Genomic DNA, 16,516 nt, shown 5'->3' with positions numbered 1-16,516 from the left:
ATGGCAAGAGCAAAGTTTCTGTGTGATGCCGAACGCTGCATCGAATGCAACGCCTGCGTCACCGCCTGCAAGAACGAGCACGAGGTGCCGTGGGGGATCAACCGCCGCAAGGTGGTGACGATCAACGACGGCACGCCGGGTGAACGCTCGATCTCGGTGGCCTGCATGCACTGCTCAGACGCGCCCTGCATGGCCGTCTGCCCGGTGGATTGCTTCTACCAGAACGAGGACGGTGTGGTCCTGCACTCCAAGGACCTCTGCATCGGCTGCGGCTATTGCTTCTACGCGTGCCCGTTCGGCGCGCCGCAATTCCCGCAGGCGGGCAACTTCGGCAGCCGCGGCAAGATGGACAAGTGCACCTTCTGCGCCGGCGGCCCCGAAGAAAACAACAGCCAGGCCGAGTTCCAAAAGTACGGACGCAACCGAATCGCCGAGGGCAAGCTGCCCATCTGCGCCGAGATGTGCTCGACCAAGGCACTTCTGGCCGGCGATGGCGACGTTGTCTCTGCCATCTACCGCGAACGCGTCGTGGCGCGCGGTTTCGGCTCTGGCGCCTGGGGCTGGGGCACGGCCTACGGGCAGAAGGGCGGCTGACCCGAGAACCTGTCCGGCCGGGCCGCGCCCGGCCGGATACCGGTGCCGGAAGGCTCTCAGGCCGTCGGTACCGGAAACTTGAAAAGTTTCCGATCCGGTTTCCTCCACGGAAATCAGGTTCCCGCACAACAATCGAGGACATCATGCGCGCACTACTCAGCATGGCTTTGTGTTTCCTGCTCGCCCTGCCCGCGATGGCGCAGGAGACGCCGGATACATCCGCCCCCGATCGGTCCGCGACCGGTGGCGCGCAGACGCTTGAGGATATCCTCGCCCGCCAGCGCGGCGAGCAGGTCGACAGCAGCTTTCGCCGCAACGCCACCGGCAACCCCGAAGGCGCTGCCGGGATGGCCAGCCAGCTTGGGACGCTGGGTGGGGCTTCGGATGCCGAGGTGTGGCGCGCGCTGCGCTATGGACTCGAGGATGTGAAAGTGTCCGCGGGTGGACCGGAATCGCGCGTGCTGATTCAGGATTCGGGCATGTGGTGGCTGCAATTCCGAAATGGGCCGTTGGCGACCTACGGCGCATGGCTTCTCGGTGGCACGCTGGCGCTGCTGGTGCTGTTCTATCTGATCCGCGGCCGCATCCGTATCGATGGCGAGAAGACCGGGCGCACCGTCACGCGCTTTCAGGCGGTTGAACGGTTCGGCCACTGGCTGATGGCGGGCTCTTTCGTGGTGCTGGCAATCACCGGGCTTCTGGTCCTCTTTGGCCGCATGGCAATCATTCCGCTGCTGGGGCTTGAGGCGTTCTCGACCCTCGCAGCCGGCTCGAAATGGGTACACAACAACATCTCCTGGGCGTTCATGCTGGGGCTGGTGATGGTGTTCGTCATGTGGGTGCTTCACAACATCCCCAACCGCACCGACCTGAAATGGCTGGCTGTGGGCGGCGGCATCTTCAGCAAGGGCGTGCATCCGCCGGCGAAGAAGTTCAACGCCGGGCAGAAGCTGATCTTCTGGGCGGTGATCGTGTTCGGCGCGTCGATCTCGGTCTCGGGGCTGTCGCTGCTCTTTCCGTTCGAGTTGCCGATGTTCGCCAAGACCTTTCAGATACTCAACGATACCGGTCTGCCGCAGGCGGTGGGCTATGGCGCGCTGCCCGAGACGCTGGCGCCGCATGAGGAGATGCAGTTCGCCACGCTCTGGCACACGATCATGGCCTTCGGGCTGACGGCCATCATCCTCGCGCATATCTATATCGGTTCTGTTGGCATGGAGGGCGCGTTCGACGCGATGGGCTCGGGCGAGGTCGAGGAGCAATGGGCGCGCGAGCACCACGGGCTGTGGCTCGAGGAACTGCAGGAAAAAGGTCACGCGCCTGCGCCCGACAAGGCCACGCATCCCGCAGAATAGGCCATGCGCACGCTGATCGCCGGATTGTGGTTCTTGGCCGCGGCGCCCTCGGTGGCGCAAGAGTTTACCACGCTGAAAGGGCATGGCGGGCCGGTCATGGGGCTGGCCAGCCTGCCCGGTGGCGAGGTGGCGTCGGCGAGTTTCGACAACTCGGTGGGGCTGTGGCAGGGCCGAGAGCCCCACTGGCTGGAAGGGCACGACGCGGCGGTGATCGCGTTGGCACCACTGGGCGAGGTCGGGCTGGTCTCGGGCGGCGACGATTTCGATGTGATCGCGTGGGACAGGGACACAGGCAAAGGCCGCCGTCTGGAGGGCCACAAGGGCAAGATCGCCGGGCTGGCGGTGTCGCCTGATGGAGCGTGGATCGCTTCGGCAAGCTGGGATGGCGCGATCGGCCTCTGGTCGGTGGCGGGAGGCGCGGCGCGGTTTCTCGACGGCCATGATGGGCCGGTGACCGATGTGGCGTTCGGCGCAGATGGAACGCGGCTTTATTCCACCTCCGCCGATGGCACGCTGCGCGTCTGGGACTGGCGCGAGGCTGACCCGGTCGCGCGCATCCTTCTCGATCAGGGGTTCGGCATCAACAAGCTGGTGATCGGGCCGCGGGAGACGTGGATCGCCTATGGTGCGGTGGATGGTGCGACCAGGGTGATCAACCCGGCGACCGGCGACGTGATCGCCGATTTCACCCTCGACCGGCGGCCGATCCTGGCGCTCGAGCACCACGCCGCCACCGGGCAAATCGCCGCCGGCGACGGGCAGGGCTATATCATGGTGATCGACACCGAGACCTGGACGATTGCCCGCGATTTCAAGGCGGTGGCGCGCGGCCCGGTCTGGGCGTTGGCGTTCTCGGGCGATGGACAGATGCTCTACGCTGGGGGCCTGAGCAATGTGGTCTATGGCTGGCCGGTGACAATGCTCGACACGTTTGACCCGGCGGGCGAGACCGAGCACAGCTTTCTGCGCCCGCCAGAGGAGATGAAAAATGGCGAGCGGCAGTTCATGCGCAAATGCTCGATCTGCCACGCGCTCACCCCACCGCCCTCGCGCAAGGCGGGGCCAAGCCTTCACGGGCTGTTCGGGCGGCAAGCGGGCAGCGTGCCGGGCTATCCCTACTCGCCTGTGCTCGCCGATTCGGATATCGTGTGGACGGACGAGACCATCGACCTGCTGTTCGACCTTGGCCCCGATCACTATATCCCCGGGAGCAAGATGCCGATGCAGCGCATCACCGCCGCGCAGGACCGTGAGGACCTCGTGACCTACCTGCGCCGTGCCACCAAGTGAGAGGAGAGACGACCCGATGAAAGCGATGCTTGCCGCCTTTGTGGCCTGCGGGGTAATCGCCGCTGCCGCGCCGACCGTGCTCACGGAACTGGGCTATACCGTCGAGGCGACGCGCGCGGGCGACAATGTCAGGTTGGGCGAAGCGCCCGAATGAGCACCCGTGCCGCCGTCCGAAAGCACACCCCCCGCGACGATTATGGCGAGAGCCTCGCGCGGGCCGCGATCCTCGTCGTTGATGACGAGCCGGGGATGCGCAACTTCCTGACCAAGACGCTCGGCCCCCGCTGCCGACATGTAGAGCTGGCGCGATCCTGCGCCGAGGCGGGGGAAATCCTCGACCAGGTGCATTTCGACCTCGTGATCCTCGATAACGTCATGCCCGACAAGACAGGGCTCGACTGGCTGGAGGAACAGCGCCGGGTTGGGCTCTTTGCCGAGACCATCCTGATGACGGCCTATGCCGATCTCGACACGGCGATCAAGGCGTTGCGCGCTGGCGTTACCGATTTCGTACTCAAGCCGTTCCGTGCCAACCAGATACTCAACGCCGTGGCGCGCGCGTTGGACCGCAAGTATCTCGCGCGCGACAACTACCTGCTGCGGCACGAGTTGTCGGGGGGCGGTGGCACGGCGCGCGGGCGGCTGTTGGGTAATTCTCCAGCGATCCGCGAGGTGCGGGACCTGCTTGCGCGGCTCGGGCCGATGCCCACGCCGGTGCTGTTTACCGGGGCGAGCGGGACTGGCAAGGAAATCGCCGCGCGCACGCTCCACGCCCTTTCTGACCGTGCCGACAAGCCCTTCGTGGCGGTTAATTGCGCCGCTTTCTCCGAGGGGCACATCGCCGAGGAACTGTTCGGCGTGATCGAGGATGGTACGCGGCACAAGGATGGACTGCTGTTTCATGCCGAAGGCGGCACACTCCTGCTCGACGAGGTGGCGCAGCTTCCGATGGCAGTGCAGGCGGCGCTCTTGCGGGTGCTGGAGGACCGGCGCATCCGGCCCATTGGCTCTGAGCGCGAGGTGCCGCTAGACCTGCGATTCCTGTTCGCAACCAATGCCGATCTGACGGTCGAGGTGGCGGCGGGACGGTTCCGTGACGATCTGTATCACCGCATCAATATCGTCAATGTCGGGATGCCCAGCCTGCGCGAGCGCAAAGAAGATATAGCGGAGCTGGCCGCGCTGTTCATGAGCGAGTTTGCCACCGCGCTGGGGATGCCCGCGTTGGAACTCAACGATCAGGTGCTGCTGAAGCTCACCCGCTACGACTGGCCCGGCAATGTGCGCGAGTTGCGCAACCTGATTGAACGGTCGGTGATCCTCGGGGAATTTCCGGCGGAGTTCGAAGGGCAGGGCAGGGTGACCGGCGCGCAGGCCATCGAGACGCTTGAGATGGTCGAGCAGCGCCACATCCTCGCCGTTCTCGACGCCTGCGGCGGCAACCGGGCCGAGGCCGCGCGGCGGCTTGGCGTGGCGCGCAAGACGGTGGACCGGAAATGCGCCGCATGGGGGGTGTGAGCGGGCTGCCGGACCTCGCGTGATCCTTGGGGGGAGCCTGAAGCGCGCGCCTCTCTGCTCGTGCCTTTTTCGAGAGGCTGTTCGCCGTCCCACCGATCACACAACCGTGCCAAACGGTCTCGGGATGGTGCGCTCCCGCGTGAGTTCATCAGGGTCAAAACCCAAACCGCTTAGGTGTCCGGTGAAACGGGGGCAAGATCACGCGCCGCTTGGTACGAACAGGTGCCAAGCAGGAGGATGAGCGCGCATGCCACGGCCGATCTCATGGCCGGTGGCAAGGTTGCTTCTCCTTGAGCCACGATAACGCGGTCTTTCAATTCCTTATCTTGTCCGAAGCCGTGCGACTGTCGCAAGATAATCCAGCATGTCGATCCGTCCAGCCCGCACAATCCGTCACAGGGCGGTGAACACCATTGCCGTCACAGTACCAGTCGGCCTACCTTGGCATGAGCCGAGCGTTCCCCCGCCGCACGAGGACGGACCCAGCCATGCCCGAGAGCCTTTTGAATGTGCTGCGACGTATCCGGGCCCGGATCGCCTCTGGACGGTCCCGGCCCGATACCTCGGCGGTGACCACGGAAGGCCGCCTGCCGGTGCTGATCTACGGGGCCGGGCAAACCGGCCAGCAGCTTGCCGCCGCGCTGTTGCGTGATGACCGGCTGCGCCCGGTGGCCTTTGCCGATGACGAGCCCCGGCTTCGGGGGATCATCGTGTCGGGTCTCCGCGTACACAGCCCCGAAGAGATCGAGGCGCTTGTGGCGCGGCACGGGATCGGGCGCATCATCCTCGCCATGCCCAGCGCGAGCGAGGCGGCGCGCACGCGACTCACCCGCCGGCTAGCCGCTACCGGCTGCGAGGTGCACGCGCTGCCCTCCTTCGCCGATCTGGTAACAGGCCGCGCGATAACCCCCTACGAGAGCCATCCCATCGACCCGACAACCCTTCTGGGTCGTGACGCGCTGGAAAACGAGTTGCCCGGCGTCACCGACGCTTATGCCGGGCGACGCGTCCTCGTGACCGGTGCGGGTGGTTCCATTGGCTCGGAACTGTGCCGCCAGATCGCGACCTGCGCGCCGAAGACGCTGATCCTGCTTGACCACGGAGAACACGCGCTTTTCCAGATCGAGCGCGAATTGCGTGAACTCGCCCCCGAAGTCGAGATCGTTCCCATCCTCGGCTCGGTCTGCGAGCCGGCGCTCGTCTCGGTGCTGATGCAGGCCAAGAAGATCGACGTCGTACTCCACGCCGCCGCCTACAAGCACGTTCCGATGGTGGAATCCAATGCCATCGAGGGGATGCGCAACAACGTGATCGGCACCCGCACCGTGGCCAGCGCCGCGCTCGATGCCGGTGTCGAGCGGTTCATCCTCGTCTCTACTGACAAGGCGGTACGCCCCACCTCGGTGATGGGCGCCTCCAAGCGGTTCGCCGAGATGATCGTACAGGATCTCGCTACCCGCGCCGCGCGCACGCGCTTTTCCATGGTGCGTTTCGGCAACGTGCTGGGCTCGTCGGGATCGGTGATTCCCACCTTTTCCGAACAAATCGCGCGGGGCGGTCCTGTCACGCTCACGCATCCGGATGTCACGCGCTACTTCATGACCATCCCCGAGGCGGTGCGGCTGGTGTTGCTGGCGGGCACCATTGCGCGCGGCGGCGATGTGTTCGTGCTCGACATGGGAGAACCGATCCGCGTGCGGGACATCGCGCTGCGGATGATCGAGGCGTCGGGGCTCACCCTGCGCGACGCGGCCAATCCCGACGGCGATATCGAAATCGCCGTGACCGGGCTGCGCCCGGGCGAGAAGCTGCACGAGGAATTGCTCATCGGCTCGGATATGCTTACCACGCCGCATCCTCGCATCCTGCGCGCGCAGGAGGGGCACCTCTCGGAGATTGAGCTTGCCAAGGCGCTCAGGTCGCTGTCCGAGGCGATCGAGACCCGCGACGTGGCTCTCTTGCGCACCATACTCGCGCAATGGATCGAACAGGCCCCTGAGGGAGAGGCTGTGAACGACTGACGGGATGAGCAGAGTGGCAGCGAGCCAGGCAGCGCTACTCCACCTCCGGTTTCAGCCCCGGATATCGGCGAAGATGTTGATTTCTTCACTGGGCTCGGGGCGATCGCGCTTGGCCGGCTTGGTGTCGGGGTCCGGAGCTACACGGCGTGGCCGCACGCGGCGCCGCGCCGCGATCCGCTGCACGCGCGCCCGGTGCGAGAACACCGAGGCCCGGCGCAAACGCCGCTCGTCCAGTGTGAGATAGCTCAGCAGCACGCCGCAGCAGAGTGTCAGATCATACCAGAAGGCCGACAAATCCTCGAAGGAGCCGACGATGAAATTGGTCGTGAAGCTCGAGACCAGCACGAAGAGCGCAAGGCTCAGCGCGGCAAGCCGCAGGGCCGCGCCCAACATGAACCATATCGCCAGCGCCAGAAGCGCGGTTGCGCCCGCCACCCCGCTGATTGCAGGGCCGAGGATGGGCTGGAACAGGACCGCAGGGTCGAAGCCATTGACGAGCTCGAGCGCCACCGCCGTGAAGAAGGTGCCGGTGACGATCCGCAGCAGGTTGATGCCGATCTGATCGACGCCGGGAGCGGGGTCTTGGTCCATGACGGTCGGGCCTTTCTTGCCGTGTGCGGGAAACCGGACGTCACTTGCAACCAGAACGAAAGCTCTGTGGTGACAATTGCCGCGAATTCTGGCCGGAATCTGACCGTTTCAGGGAAAATGCGCGCCCGGCGTCAGCCGAGCGCGTCCTCCGCATCGGCGTCTTCGTCGGTCTCTTCGGCGCGGTCGGCGATCCACGCGACCGAGACCACTTCCTCACCCTTTCCGGTGTCGAACACCCGAACGCCGCCCGCGCTGCGCGAACGGAAGGAGATGCCCTCGACCGGCACGCGGATGGATTGGCCGGTGGAGGTGGCGAGCATGATCTGATCCTCCGGGCTGACCGGGAAGGAGGCGACGAGCGGCCCGCCGCGCATGGCGCGGTCGATGGCCGCCACGCCCATGCCGCCGCGCCCGCGTACCGGGTAGTCGTGGCTCGATGACAGCTTGCCGGTGCCACGTGCGGTGATCGTCAGGATCAGGTTCTCGGCCGCTTGCATTTCAGCGAAGCGGGTGGCGTCAATCGCCGCCCCGGCATCGCCCTCGTCCTCGCCCGTTTCGTCATCGGGAGTCCCGGCGGCGGCGCGGCGCATCTTGAGATAGGCGGCGCGCTCGTCCGCCGTGGCCTCGAAATGCCGGATCACGGACATCGACACCACGCGGTCCCCGTCAGCGAGGCGGATGCCGCGCACGCCGGTGGATTTGCGGCCCTTGAAGACGCGCACATCGGTGACGGGAAACCGGATTGCGCGACCCGAATCGGTGACCAGCATCACGTCGTCATCGGGGGTGCAGATGCGGGCGTTGACCAGTTCGACGCCCTCGGGCAGGTCCATCGCGATCTTGCCGTTGCGTTTCACGTTGGTGAAGTCGCTAAGCGCGTTGCGGCGCACGTCGCCCGCAGAGGTGGCGAACACGATCTGGAGGTCGTCCCATTCCTCCTCGGTGCGGTCCACCGGCATGATTGCGGCGATCGAGACGCCCGTAGGGATGGGCAGGATGTTGACGATCGCCTTGCCGCGTGATGTGCGAGACCCGAGCGGCAGGCGCCATGTCTTGAGTTTGTAGACCATACCGTCGGTGGTGAAGACCAGAAGCGGCGTGTGGGTGTTGGCGACGAAGAGCGAGGTGACAACGTCCTCGTCCTTGGTGGCCATGCTCGACAGACCCTTGCCACCGCGTTTCTGCGCGCGGAAATCCGCCAGCGCAGTGCGCTTGACATAGCCGCCTTGGGTAATGGTCACGACCATGTCCTCGCGCTCGATGAGGTCCTCATCTTCCATGTCGCCGGACCAGTCCACGATCTCGGTGCGACGCGGCACGGCGAACTGTTCGCGCACCTCGCGCAGCTCGTCCGAGATGATCTGCATGATCCGTTCGCGCGAGGCGAGGATGGCGAGGTAGTCCTTGATCTTGCCGGCAAGCTCCTGCAACTCGTCGGTGACCTCGCGCACGCCAAGCTGTGTCAGGCGTTGCAGGCGCAGGTCGAGGATGGCGCGGGCCTGCGTCTCGCTGAGGTTGTAGGTGCCGTCCTCATTGGCGCGGTGTGTGGGGTCGTCGATGAGCGCGATATATTCAAGGATGTCGCCCGCCGGCCAACGCCGTTCCATCAGCTTCTGCCTTGCCTCGGCGGCGTCGGCAGAGGCGCGGATCGTGGCCACCACCTCGTCCACGTTCGATACGGCGACGGCGAGACCGCAGAGCACATGCGCCCGCTCACGCGCCTTACGCAAGTCGTGCGCGGTCCGCCGCGCGACCACCTCCTCGCGGAACATGACGAACAGCGACAGGAAGCGGTGCAGGGTCAGTTGCTCGGGCCTGCCGCCGTTCAATGCCAGCATGTTGCAGCCGAACGAGGTCTGCATCGGCGTGAAGCGGTAAAGCTGGTTGAGCACCACGTCGGGGGTGGCGTCGCGCTTCAACTCGACCACCACGCGGACGCCGTTGCGGTCGCTCTCGTCCTGGACGTGGGCGATGCCCTCGATCCGTTTTTCGCGGGCAGCCTCGGCGATCCGCTCGATCATCGTGGCCTTGTTCACCTGGTAGGGGATTTCGTCGATGACGATGGCGTATCGGTCCTTGCGCAGTTCCTCCACCCGGGTCTTGGCGCGGATGATGACGCTGCCGCGCCCTTCCAGATAGGCCTTTCGCGCGCCGGAGCGGCCCAGCATCAGCCCGCCGGTCGGGAAATCGGGGCCGGGGACGTATTGAATGAGATCCTCGCTGCCCAGATCCGGATCCTCGATCAGTGCCAGCGTGGCGTCGATCACCTCGCCCAGGTTGTGCGGCGGAATGTTTGTGGCCATGCCGACGGCGATGCCGCCCGCGCCATTGACCAGCATGTTCGGGAAACGCGCGGGCAGAACCGTCGGCTCGCGGTCCTTGCCGTCGTAATTGTCCTGGAAATCGACGGTGTCTTTCTCGATATCGGCGAGCAGGAAAGCGGCCGGCTTGTCCATCCGCACTTCGGTATAACGCATGGCCGCCGCGTTATCGCCGTCCATGGAGCCAAAATTGCCCTGTCCGTCGAGGAGCGGCAGGGACATCGAGAAATCCTGTGCCATGCGCACCAGCGCGTCATAGATCGCACTATCGCCGTGCGGGTGGTATTTACCCATCACGTCGCCGACCGCGCGGGCGGACTTGCGATAGGGCTTGTCATGGGTGTTGCCGCCCTCGTGCATGGCGTAGAGGATGCGCCGGTGCACAGGTTTCAGGCCGTCACGCAAATCGGGAATGGCGCGGCTCACGATCACGCTCATCGCGTAATCGAGATAGGAGGTCTTCATCTCGTGGGTGATCGAGACCTGCGGACCGGAGGCCGAGGGCGTCGTTTCATCTGGGTTTTCAGGGGGTTGAGGCGTATCGCTCACGTTTTTGACCGTCCTGTGACATGCGCTATATCTTGCCCCTCCGTCTATATCAGAGCCACGATATGGGGTGCAATGGCGCAGGGGCGGGGCGCGTGGCAGCCACTGATCAAGAGTGATAACACACTGTTTTTATTGAAAAGTAATTCCTTCATGGCAAACTGATCGGGTCAGGCAAAGACAGGAGCAGAAAATGGAGATGACCGAGACGGAAATGTTGCTGAAGGGCTACGGGCTGACCACGGCGGAATTCTTCTACCGGATGCCGGATTATCGGAACGTGCTCAACAGCTACCTGTGGCAGGATTACGATCTTGCCCCCGATCACCCGAAGCTTTTCGATTTCATCGAGTTCTGGCAGCGCGAGATCGAGGGGCCGCTACATTCGGTGCGCTTTTCCCATCGCAAGCTGATCGCGCCGGGCGAGTGGCGCAACGTGACGGGCGAGTTCACGCTTCATTGAGCGAAGGGTGGGGGCACTGCCCCGACACCCCCGGAAATATCTGGGGCAAGATGAAGGCGGCGGCGGCGCGACGGGGGCGGTGCGGCGCAATTAGCTGTTGAAATCGGGGGGCGTCCTGCTGTTACTGCGCGTCAGCCCGCATTCCCGGTGAGGATAGTGCCGCCCATGAGCCCCGATCAGATATTCGTTCTGCTGTTGCTGCTCGGGGTCTTCCTGTGTTTCTTCAAGGAGGTGTTCCCGCCATCGGTGACGGCGCTGGGCGCGTCGGCGGTGCTGCTGGCCACTGGCATCATAGAGACCGAGGCGTTCCTGAAGGTGTTTGGCTCGGAGGCGCCGATCACCATCGCGATGATGTTCGTCATCTCCGCGGCACTGGAACGCACGGGTGTGCTGGAAATCATCGGCGGATGGCTGCGCGCGCAGGCGCGCGGATCCTACCTGCGGGCGCTATTTCTGATGATGGCGGCGACGATGATGGCCTCGGCATTCATGAACAACACGCCGGTGGTGATCCTGCTCACGCCTGTGATGATCTCGGTGGGCACGTCGCTGGGCGTTAGCTCGTCGCGGCTGCTCATTCCGCTGAGCTACGCGGCGATCTTCGGCGGTACGTTGACGCTGGTGGGCACCTCGACCAACATCCTGATGAGCGGGGTGGCGCGCGATGCGGGTCAGCCGGCGCTCACCATGTTCGAGATGACGCTGCCGGGACTGGTAATGGCCACGGTGGGGGTGGTTTACATGGCCTTTGCCGGGCGGTTCCTGTTGCCGGACCGGTCGTCGCTTGCGAGCGCGCTGGGACAAGAGGGCAAGCGCAAGTTCCTCGCCCGGCTGCTTATCCCACACGAGTCGCGCTATATCGGCAAGAAGCTGGAGGATTTGCCATTCAACCGGGCGGGAGCGCGCATTCTCGACGTGGTGCGTGGCGAGGTTTCGATGCGCCGCCACCTGCGCGACCTGGTGCTGGAATCCGGTGACCGGGTGGTGATCAAGACCGATACCGGCGAGATCCTCGGGCTGAAGGAAAACGGTGAGATCGAGTTTCGCGGCATGGATGATAGTGGCTTCGAGCCCGTCACCGCCGAGCGGACTGTGACGATGGAGGCAAGCGTCGGGCCCCACTCGCATCTGCGCGGGCGGCCCATCAAGGATCTCAAGCTGCGGCGCAAGTACGGCGTCTACCTGATGGCCGTGCACCGGCAGGAGCAGAATATAAGCCGTGACTTGCCGGAGGTGCGCCTGCAATTCGCCGATACCGTTCTGCTTGAGGGGCCGCCCGAGGGGCTGCGGCGGCTGATGGAGGATGGCGGCATCGTCAACCTTACCGAGCCCGCCGATCAGGCGATGCGCCGTTCGAAGGCCCCCATCGCCATCGTCACCATTGCGGCGGTGATGATCCTCGCCGCGCTGGGCGTGATGCCCATCGCCGGACTGGCTGTGATCGGGGCGGTGGTGGTGATGATGACCGGCTGTGTCGAGGCCGACGAGGCGTTCGAGGCGATCGACTGGCCGATCCTGTTCCTGATCTTTGGCATGCTGGGGATGAGCCTCGGGCTGCAGGAGACGGGGGCGGCGAAAGTCATCGTCGAGTCGATGGTGGGGCTTATGCAGGGCCTGGGACCGCTGGCGGTGCTGGCGGCGGTCTATTTGTTGACCAACTTGCTGACCGAGATGGTGACCAACAACGCGGTGGCGATCCTCGTGGGACCCATCGCGATCGCGCTGGCGCTTGAGCTGGGTTATGATCCGCGCCCGTTCATCATCACGGTGATGTTCGCCGCCTCGGCGAGTTTCGCCACGCCGATCGGCTATCAGACCAACACCTTCGTTTATGGCGCGGGGGGCTACAAGTTCCGCGATTTCCTCGTCGTGGGCCTGCCGCTCAACCTGCTTTACGCGGCGGTGGCAATCCTCGTGATCCCGTTCTTCTTTCCGTTCTGAACGGGGCACGCCTGCGCCAAGCTGCCGCTTTCGCACGGCGGCAATCTGGCCTATGGCTCGGGCGTCAAGCAGGAGAGACGCCGCGATGATGCCCCAACCCGTGCCGCTGAGCCGCGACCTCGTTCTCGTGGGGGGCGGGCACGCCCATGCACTGGTGCTGCGCATGTGGGGGATGGATCCGCTGCCGGGAGCGCGGCTGACTGTGATCGACCCGAACCCCGTGGCCCCCTATTCGGGGATGCTGCCGGGGATGGTGGCCGGCCATTACCGGCAGCGCGACCTGGAGATCGACCTCGTGCGGCTGGCGCGCTTCGCGGGTGCGCGGCTGGTCGTGGGCGCGGTGTGCGGCATCGACACACAGGTGCGGCGGATTACGCTCGGGGACGGGCGCGAGATCGGCTATGACGTGGCGTCGGTCGATGTGGGCGTGCATGCGCGGATGCCGACCCTGCCGGGATTTTCCGAACACGGCGTGGCCGTCAAGCCGCTCGGTCCCTTTGCCGCGCGCTGGGAGGCGTTCGTGGCCGATGTGGCGGTGGGGCGACAGGCCCCCGAGGCGGCGGTGATCGGCGGCGGTATCGCGGGGGTCGAGGTGGCGTTGGCCATGGCGCACCGGCTGCGGCAGGTGGTGGGACGCGCCGAGGTCAGCCTGATCGAGCGCGCGCCCGAGATCGCGCCCGATGGGCCGGTGCTGCGCCCGCGGCTGATGCGGGCGCTGGCGGATATGGGGGTGAGGGTGTGCACGGGCGCGCAGGTGGCGGAAGTGCAGGCCGGGGCCGTGGTGCTGGACGGCGGTGAGAGCGTGCCCGCGCGCCTGACGGTCGGGGCGGCAGGGGCGCGGGCGCATGGGTGGCTGGCAGACACCGGCCTGCCGGTGACGGAGGGCGGCTTCGTGCGCGTCGCTCCCGATCTGCGGGTTGAGGGGGAGGAAGCGCTTTTCGCCGTGGGCGATTGCGCGCATCACTCAAACGCGCCGCGGCCCAAGGCCGGTGTCTTTGCGGTGCGCGCGGCGCCGGTGCTGCGCGACAACCTGCGCGCGGTGCTATCGGGCGGGGAGACGCGGGCGTTCCGGACGCAGCGTGACTATCTCAAGCTGGTGTCACTGGGCGAGCAAAGGGCGGTGGCCGAGAAGTTGGGGATCGCCTTTTCCGGGCGACTTCTGTGGCGCTGGAAGGACCGGATCGACCGCGCCTTCATGGGCAAGTTCGACCCGTTGCCGGAGATGCGGGCAGACCCGCCCCCGCGCGTCCGCGCGCTGTCGGACGAAGGGGGGGATGAGCCGATGTGCGGCGGCTGCGGGGCCAAGGTGGCGCCAGCGGTGCTGCGTGACGCGATCGCGGGTCCGGGCGACGACGCCGCGGTGATCGAGACGGGCGGCGTGCGGCAGGTGCTGAGCACCGATCATCTGCGCGCCTTTACCCAGGATCACGGGCTGATGGCGCAGATTGCGGCGCTGCATGCGCTGGGAGATATCTGGGCGATGGGCGCGCGCCCGCAGGCGGCGCTTGTGTCGGTGACGCTGCCGCGGATGAGCGAGGCATTGCAGGCCCGCAGCATGGCCGAGATCATGGCAGGCGCGCGCGCGGCGCTGAATCCCGCAGGGGTTGAGATTGTCGGCGGCCATTCGAGCATGGGGGCGGAGGCGAGCATCGGGTTTTCGCTCACCGGGATCGTCGAGGGCGCGGCGATCACGCTCGGGGGGGCGCGACCTGGCGACGCGCTGATCCTGACGCGACCGATCGGGTCCGGCACGCTGCTGGCCGCCGAGATGCGCGGAGAGGCGGAGGGCCGCGATATCGTGGCGCTGTTCGCGCGGCTGGCGGTGCCGCAGGGCGATGCCGCGGCAATCCTAGCGCGGGCGCGGGCAATGACGGATGTGACGGGCTTTGGGCTGGCAGGGCACCTGCGCAACATCTGCCTGGAGTCGCGCGTGGCAGCGTGGATCGATGCGGACGCGGTGCCGATATTGCCGGGGGCCGAGGCGCTGGCCGCGCGCGGGGTGCGCTCGACCATCTGGGCGGCCAACCGGCGCGCGGCCCCCGTGGCCGGGCTGGGCGAGACGGCGCGGGAGGCGCTGCTGCATGATCCGCAGACGGCGGGGGGACTGCTGGCCGCGGCGGAGGCCGGGCACGCCAACGAACTGGTGGCGCGGCTGCGCGCCGCCGGGCACGACGCGGCGCTGATCGGCGGGATCGAAGAGGGGATGCCTGGCGCGCTTCGGTGTCGCGGTACGGCGGGGTGAGGCTGGCGGCGTGCAAGCACGCCTTTGCTTTGCGCGGGGGAACGTCCTGTCCGTCCGAACCGGACCAATCGCGCCGCTCGGTCCGGAGTCTCGGCCTGTCTGCTAGAAATCCCCGCCCGCACCTTGCTGCCAGGGTTTCACGAGGTTTCCGAAGCGCGTGAACTGGTCCTCGAAGCTGAGCTCCACCGTGCCGATGGGACCGTGGCGCTGCTTGCCGATGATGACCTCGGCCTTGCCTTCGAGCCGGGCCATCGCCTCTTGCCAGTCGGCCATTTTTTCAAGCTCGTGGTCGCCCGGTTTCTCGCGTTCCTTGTAATAGACCTCGCGGAAGACAAACATCACCACGTCGGCATCCTGCTCGATCGAGCCCGATTCGCGCAGGTCCGAGAGCTGCGGGCGCTTGTCCTCGCGGCTTTCCACCTGGCGCGAGAGCTGCGAGAGCGCGAGCACCGGGATATCGAGCTCCTTGGCGATGGCCTTGAGGCCCATCGAAATCTCGCCGATTTCCTGCACCCGGTTCTCGGCAGTGCCGCGCACGAGCTGGAGGTAGTCCACGATCAACAGGTCGAGCCCGTGGGTGCGCTTGAGCCGCCGCGCGCGCGCGGCGATCTGGCTGATCGGCAGCGCGGCGGTGTCGTCGATGAAGAGCGGGCAGGATTCGAGTGCCTTGGCGGCCTCGACGAAGCGGCGGAACTCGCCCTCGTCCATGTCACCGCGGCGGATTTTATGCGAGGGAATTTCCGCGGCTTCGGACAGGATGCGGCTGGCGAGCTGTTCGGCCGACATTTCGAGCGAGAAGAAGCCCACCACGCCGCCATCCACGGTGCCCTGCGTGCCGTCGGGGAGCGTGCCCTTGCGGTAGGCGCGAGCGATGTTGAAGGCGATGTTGGTGGCGAGCGAGGTCTTGCCCATCGAGGGTCGCCCGGCGAGGATCAGAAGGTCCGAGCGATGCAAGCCGCCGAGCTTGCTGTCCATGTCGTGAAGCTCGGTGGCGAGCCCCGCGAGGCCACCGTCGCGCTGGTAGGCGGCGTTGGCGACATCGACGGCATCCTTGACCGCCTTGAGAAAGCTCTGGAATCCGCTCTCCGACTTGCCCTGTTCGGCGAGCTGGTAGAGCTTCTGTTCGGCATCGACGATCTGGTCGCCCGGCTCGCTGCCGATCTCGACGCGAGCGGCACGGGCGGCGATGTCGTGACCCAATGCGATCAGTTCGCGGCGGATGGCGAGATCATAGATCATCTGCGCATAGTCACGCGCGGCGTAGGTCGAGATCGCAGCCCCCGCGAGATTGACGAGGTAGGCGGGACCGCCGAGTTCCTTGAGCCCGTCATCTTCTTCGAGGAAGGCGCGCAGTGTCACCGGCGAGGCAAGCGCGTTGCGGGTGATGCGTGCCGCCGCAGTCTCGAAGATACGAGCATGGACGGGATCGTAAAAATGCTGCGGGCCGATGATGGCGGCCACGCGGTCGTAGATGTCGTTGTTGGTCAGGATCGCGCCGAGAAGCTGCTGCTCGGCCTCGATGGAATGGGGCACACTGTCGGCGGCCTCGATCCCTGCCCCGGTGGGATTGAATACGCTGACCTCGTTCATGCCCGTGCTACCCTCGTTCTTCGTGATGTCCAGCGTTCGCGTGT

The 16,516-nt window shown here is 65.9% G+C and carries 12 protein-coding genes; 9 read left to right on the top strand and 3 right to left on the bottom strand.

Annotation, left to right across the window (positions count from 1 at the left end; genetic code table 11):
* From fdh3B to CRJ03_RS13230, 6 genes are all read left to right on the top strand, one after another.
* Window positions 1–594 carry a formate dehydrogenase FDH3 subunit beta gene (gene fdh3B, locus CRJ03_RS13250; protein WP_104019353.1) on the top strand — a complete coding sequence of 198 codons (594 nt, stop codon included), beginning with the start codon at window positions 1–3 and terminating at the stop codon, window positions 592–594.
* A 143-nt stretch (window positions 595–737) separates the two neighbouring features.
* On the top strand, window positions 738–1,949 hold the full coding sequence (locus tag CRJ03_RS13245; protein WP_104019352.1) for a formate dehydrogenase subunit gamma: 1,212 nt from the start codon (window positions 738–740) through the stop codon (window positions 1,947–1,949).
* Window positions 1,950–1,952: 3 nt separating this feature from the next.
* Window positions 1,953–3,239, top strand: coding sequence for a c-type cytochrome (locus CRJ03_RS13240; RefSeq protein ID WP_104019351.1), 1,287 nt, complete (start codon window positions 1,953–1,955; stop codon window positions 3,237–3,239).
* Between the two features lie 16 nt (window positions 3,240–3,255).
* Complete coding sequence (locus CRJ03_RS19955) at window positions 3,256–3,393, top strand: hypothetical protein (RefSeq protein WP_165375315.1); 138 nt, start codon at window positions 3,256–3,258, stop codon at window positions 3,391–3,393.
* Window positions 3,390–4,757, top strand: a complete 1,368-nt coding sequence (locus CRJ03_RS13235; protein ID WP_104019350.1) for a sigma-54-dependent transcriptional regulator — start codon at window positions 3,390–3,392, stop codon at window positions 4,755–4,757. Before CRJ03_RS19955 ends, CRJ03_RS13235 begins: the two co-directional genes overlap by 4 nt.
* Before the next feature lie 488 nt (window positions 4,758–5,245).
* The gene (locus CRJ03_RS13230) at window positions 5,246–6,778 is read left to right on the top strand and encodes a polysaccharide biosynthesis protein (RefSeq protein WP_240611672.1); all 1,533 of its coding nucleotides are present in this window, start codon (window positions 5,246–5,248) and stop codon (window positions 6,776–6,778) included.
* Window positions 6,779–6,829: 51 nt separating this feature from the next.
* Here the strand turns inward: CRJ03_RS13230 and CRJ03_RS13225 are convergent, their stop codons facing one another.
* Window positions 6,830–7,369: a hypothetical protein gene (locus CRJ03_RS13225; RefSeq protein WP_104019349.1), complete on the bottom strand. Its 540-nt coding sequence runs from the start codon at window positions 7,367–7,369 to the stop codon at window positions 6,830–6,832.
* A gap of 131 nt (window positions 7,370–7,500) precedes the next feature.
* The gene (gene gyrA / locus CRJ03_RS13220) at window positions 7,501–10,239 is read right to left on the bottom strand and encodes a DNA gyrase subunit A (protein ID WP_104019348.1); all 2,739 of its coding nucleotides are present in this window, start codon (window positions 10,237–10,239) and stop codon (window positions 7,501–7,503) included.
* A gap of 190 nt (window positions 10,240–10,429) precedes the next feature.
* Between gyrA and CRJ03_RS13215 the strand changes: the two genes are divergently transcribed.
* The 3 genes from CRJ03_RS13215 to selD all read left to right on the top strand — a co-directional run bounded on the left by CRJ03_RS13215 (window position 10,430) and on the right by selD (window position 14,882).
* Entirely contained in the window at window positions 10,430–10,699 is a 270-nt protein-coding gene (locus CRJ03_RS13215) for an usg protein (protein ID WP_104019347.1), read from the top strand.
* A 165-nt stretch (window positions 10,700–10,864) separates the two neighbouring features.
* Window positions 10,865–12,640, top strand: coding sequence for an SLC13 family permease (locus tag CRJ03_RS13210; protein ID WP_104019346.1), 1,776 nt, complete (start codon window positions 10,865–10,867; stop codon window positions 12,638–12,640).
* Between the two features lie 85 nt (window positions 12,641–12,725).
* Complete coding sequence (gene selD / locus CRJ03_RS13205; RefSeq protein WP_104019345.1) at window positions 12,726–14,882, top strand: selenide, water dikinase SelD; 2,157 nt, start codon at window positions 12,726–12,728, stop codon at window positions 14,880–14,882.
* A 102-nt stretch (window positions 14,883–14,984) separates the two neighbouring features.
* Here the strand turns inward: selD and CRJ03_RS13200 are convergent, their stop codons facing one another.
* Entirely contained in the window at window positions 14,985–16,472 is a 1,488-nt protein-coding gene (locus tag CRJ03_RS13200) for a replicative DNA helicase (RefSeq protein WP_104019344.1), read from the bottom strand.
* Between the last annotated feature and the right edge of the window lie 44 nt (window positions 16,473–16,516).

The sequence above is a fragment of the Roseovarius nitratireducens genome (genome assembly GCF_002925845.1).
In the GTDB taxonomy this organism is placed as follows: domain Bacteria; phylum Pseudomonadota; class Alphaproteobacteria; order Rhodobacterales; family Rhodobacteraceae; genus Roseovarius; species Roseovarius nitratireducens.
This window is presented reverse-complemented; position numbering and strand designations above follow the sequence as displayed.

Bases quoted from the DNA above. Each gene is read 5' to 3' on its own strand.
- fdh3B (WP_104019353.1), top strand. From the start codon at position 1: ATGGCAAGAGCAAAGTTTCTGTGTGATGCCGAACGCTGCATCGAATGC.
- CRJ03_RS13245 (WP_104019352.1), top strand. From the start codon at position 738: ATGCGCGCACTACTCAGCATGGCTTTGTGTTTCCTGCTCGCCCTGCCC.
- CRJ03_RS13240 (WP_104019351.1), top strand. From the start codon at position 1,953: ATGCGCACGCTGATCGCCGGATTGTGGTTCTTGGCCGCGGCGCCCTCG.
- CRJ03_RS19955 (WP_165375315.1), top strand. From the start codon at position 3,256: ATGAAAGCGATGCTTGCCGCCTTTGTGGCCTGCGGGGTAATCGCCGCT.
- CRJ03_RS13235 (WP_104019350.1), top strand. From the start codon at position 3,390: ATGAGCACCCGTGCCGCCGTCCGAAAGCACACCCCCCGCGACGATTAT.
- CRJ03_RS13230 (WP_240611672.1), top strand. From the start codon at position 5,246: ATGCCCGAGAGCCTTTTGAATGTGCTGCGACGTATCCGGGCCCGGATC.
- CRJ03_RS13225 (WP_104019349.1), bottom strand. From the start codon at position 7,369: ATGGACCAAGACCCCGCTCCCGGCGTCGATCAGATCGGCATCAACCTG.
- CRJ03_RS13215 (WP_104019347.1), top strand. From the start codon at position 10,430: ATGGAGATGACCGAGACGGAAATGTTGCTGAAGGGCTACGGGCTGACC.
- CRJ03_RS13210 (WP_104019346.1), top strand. From the start codon at position 10,865: ATGAGCCCCGATCAGATATTCGTTCTGCTGTTGCTGCTCGGGGTCTTC.
- selD (WP_104019345.1), top strand. From the start codon at position 12,726: ATGATGCCCCAACCCGTGCCGCTGAGCCGCGACCTCGTTCTCGTGGGG.
- CRJ03_RS13200 (WP_104019344.1), bottom strand. From the start codon at position 16,472: ATGAACGAGGTCAGCGTATTCAATCCCACCGGGGCAGGGATCGAGGCC.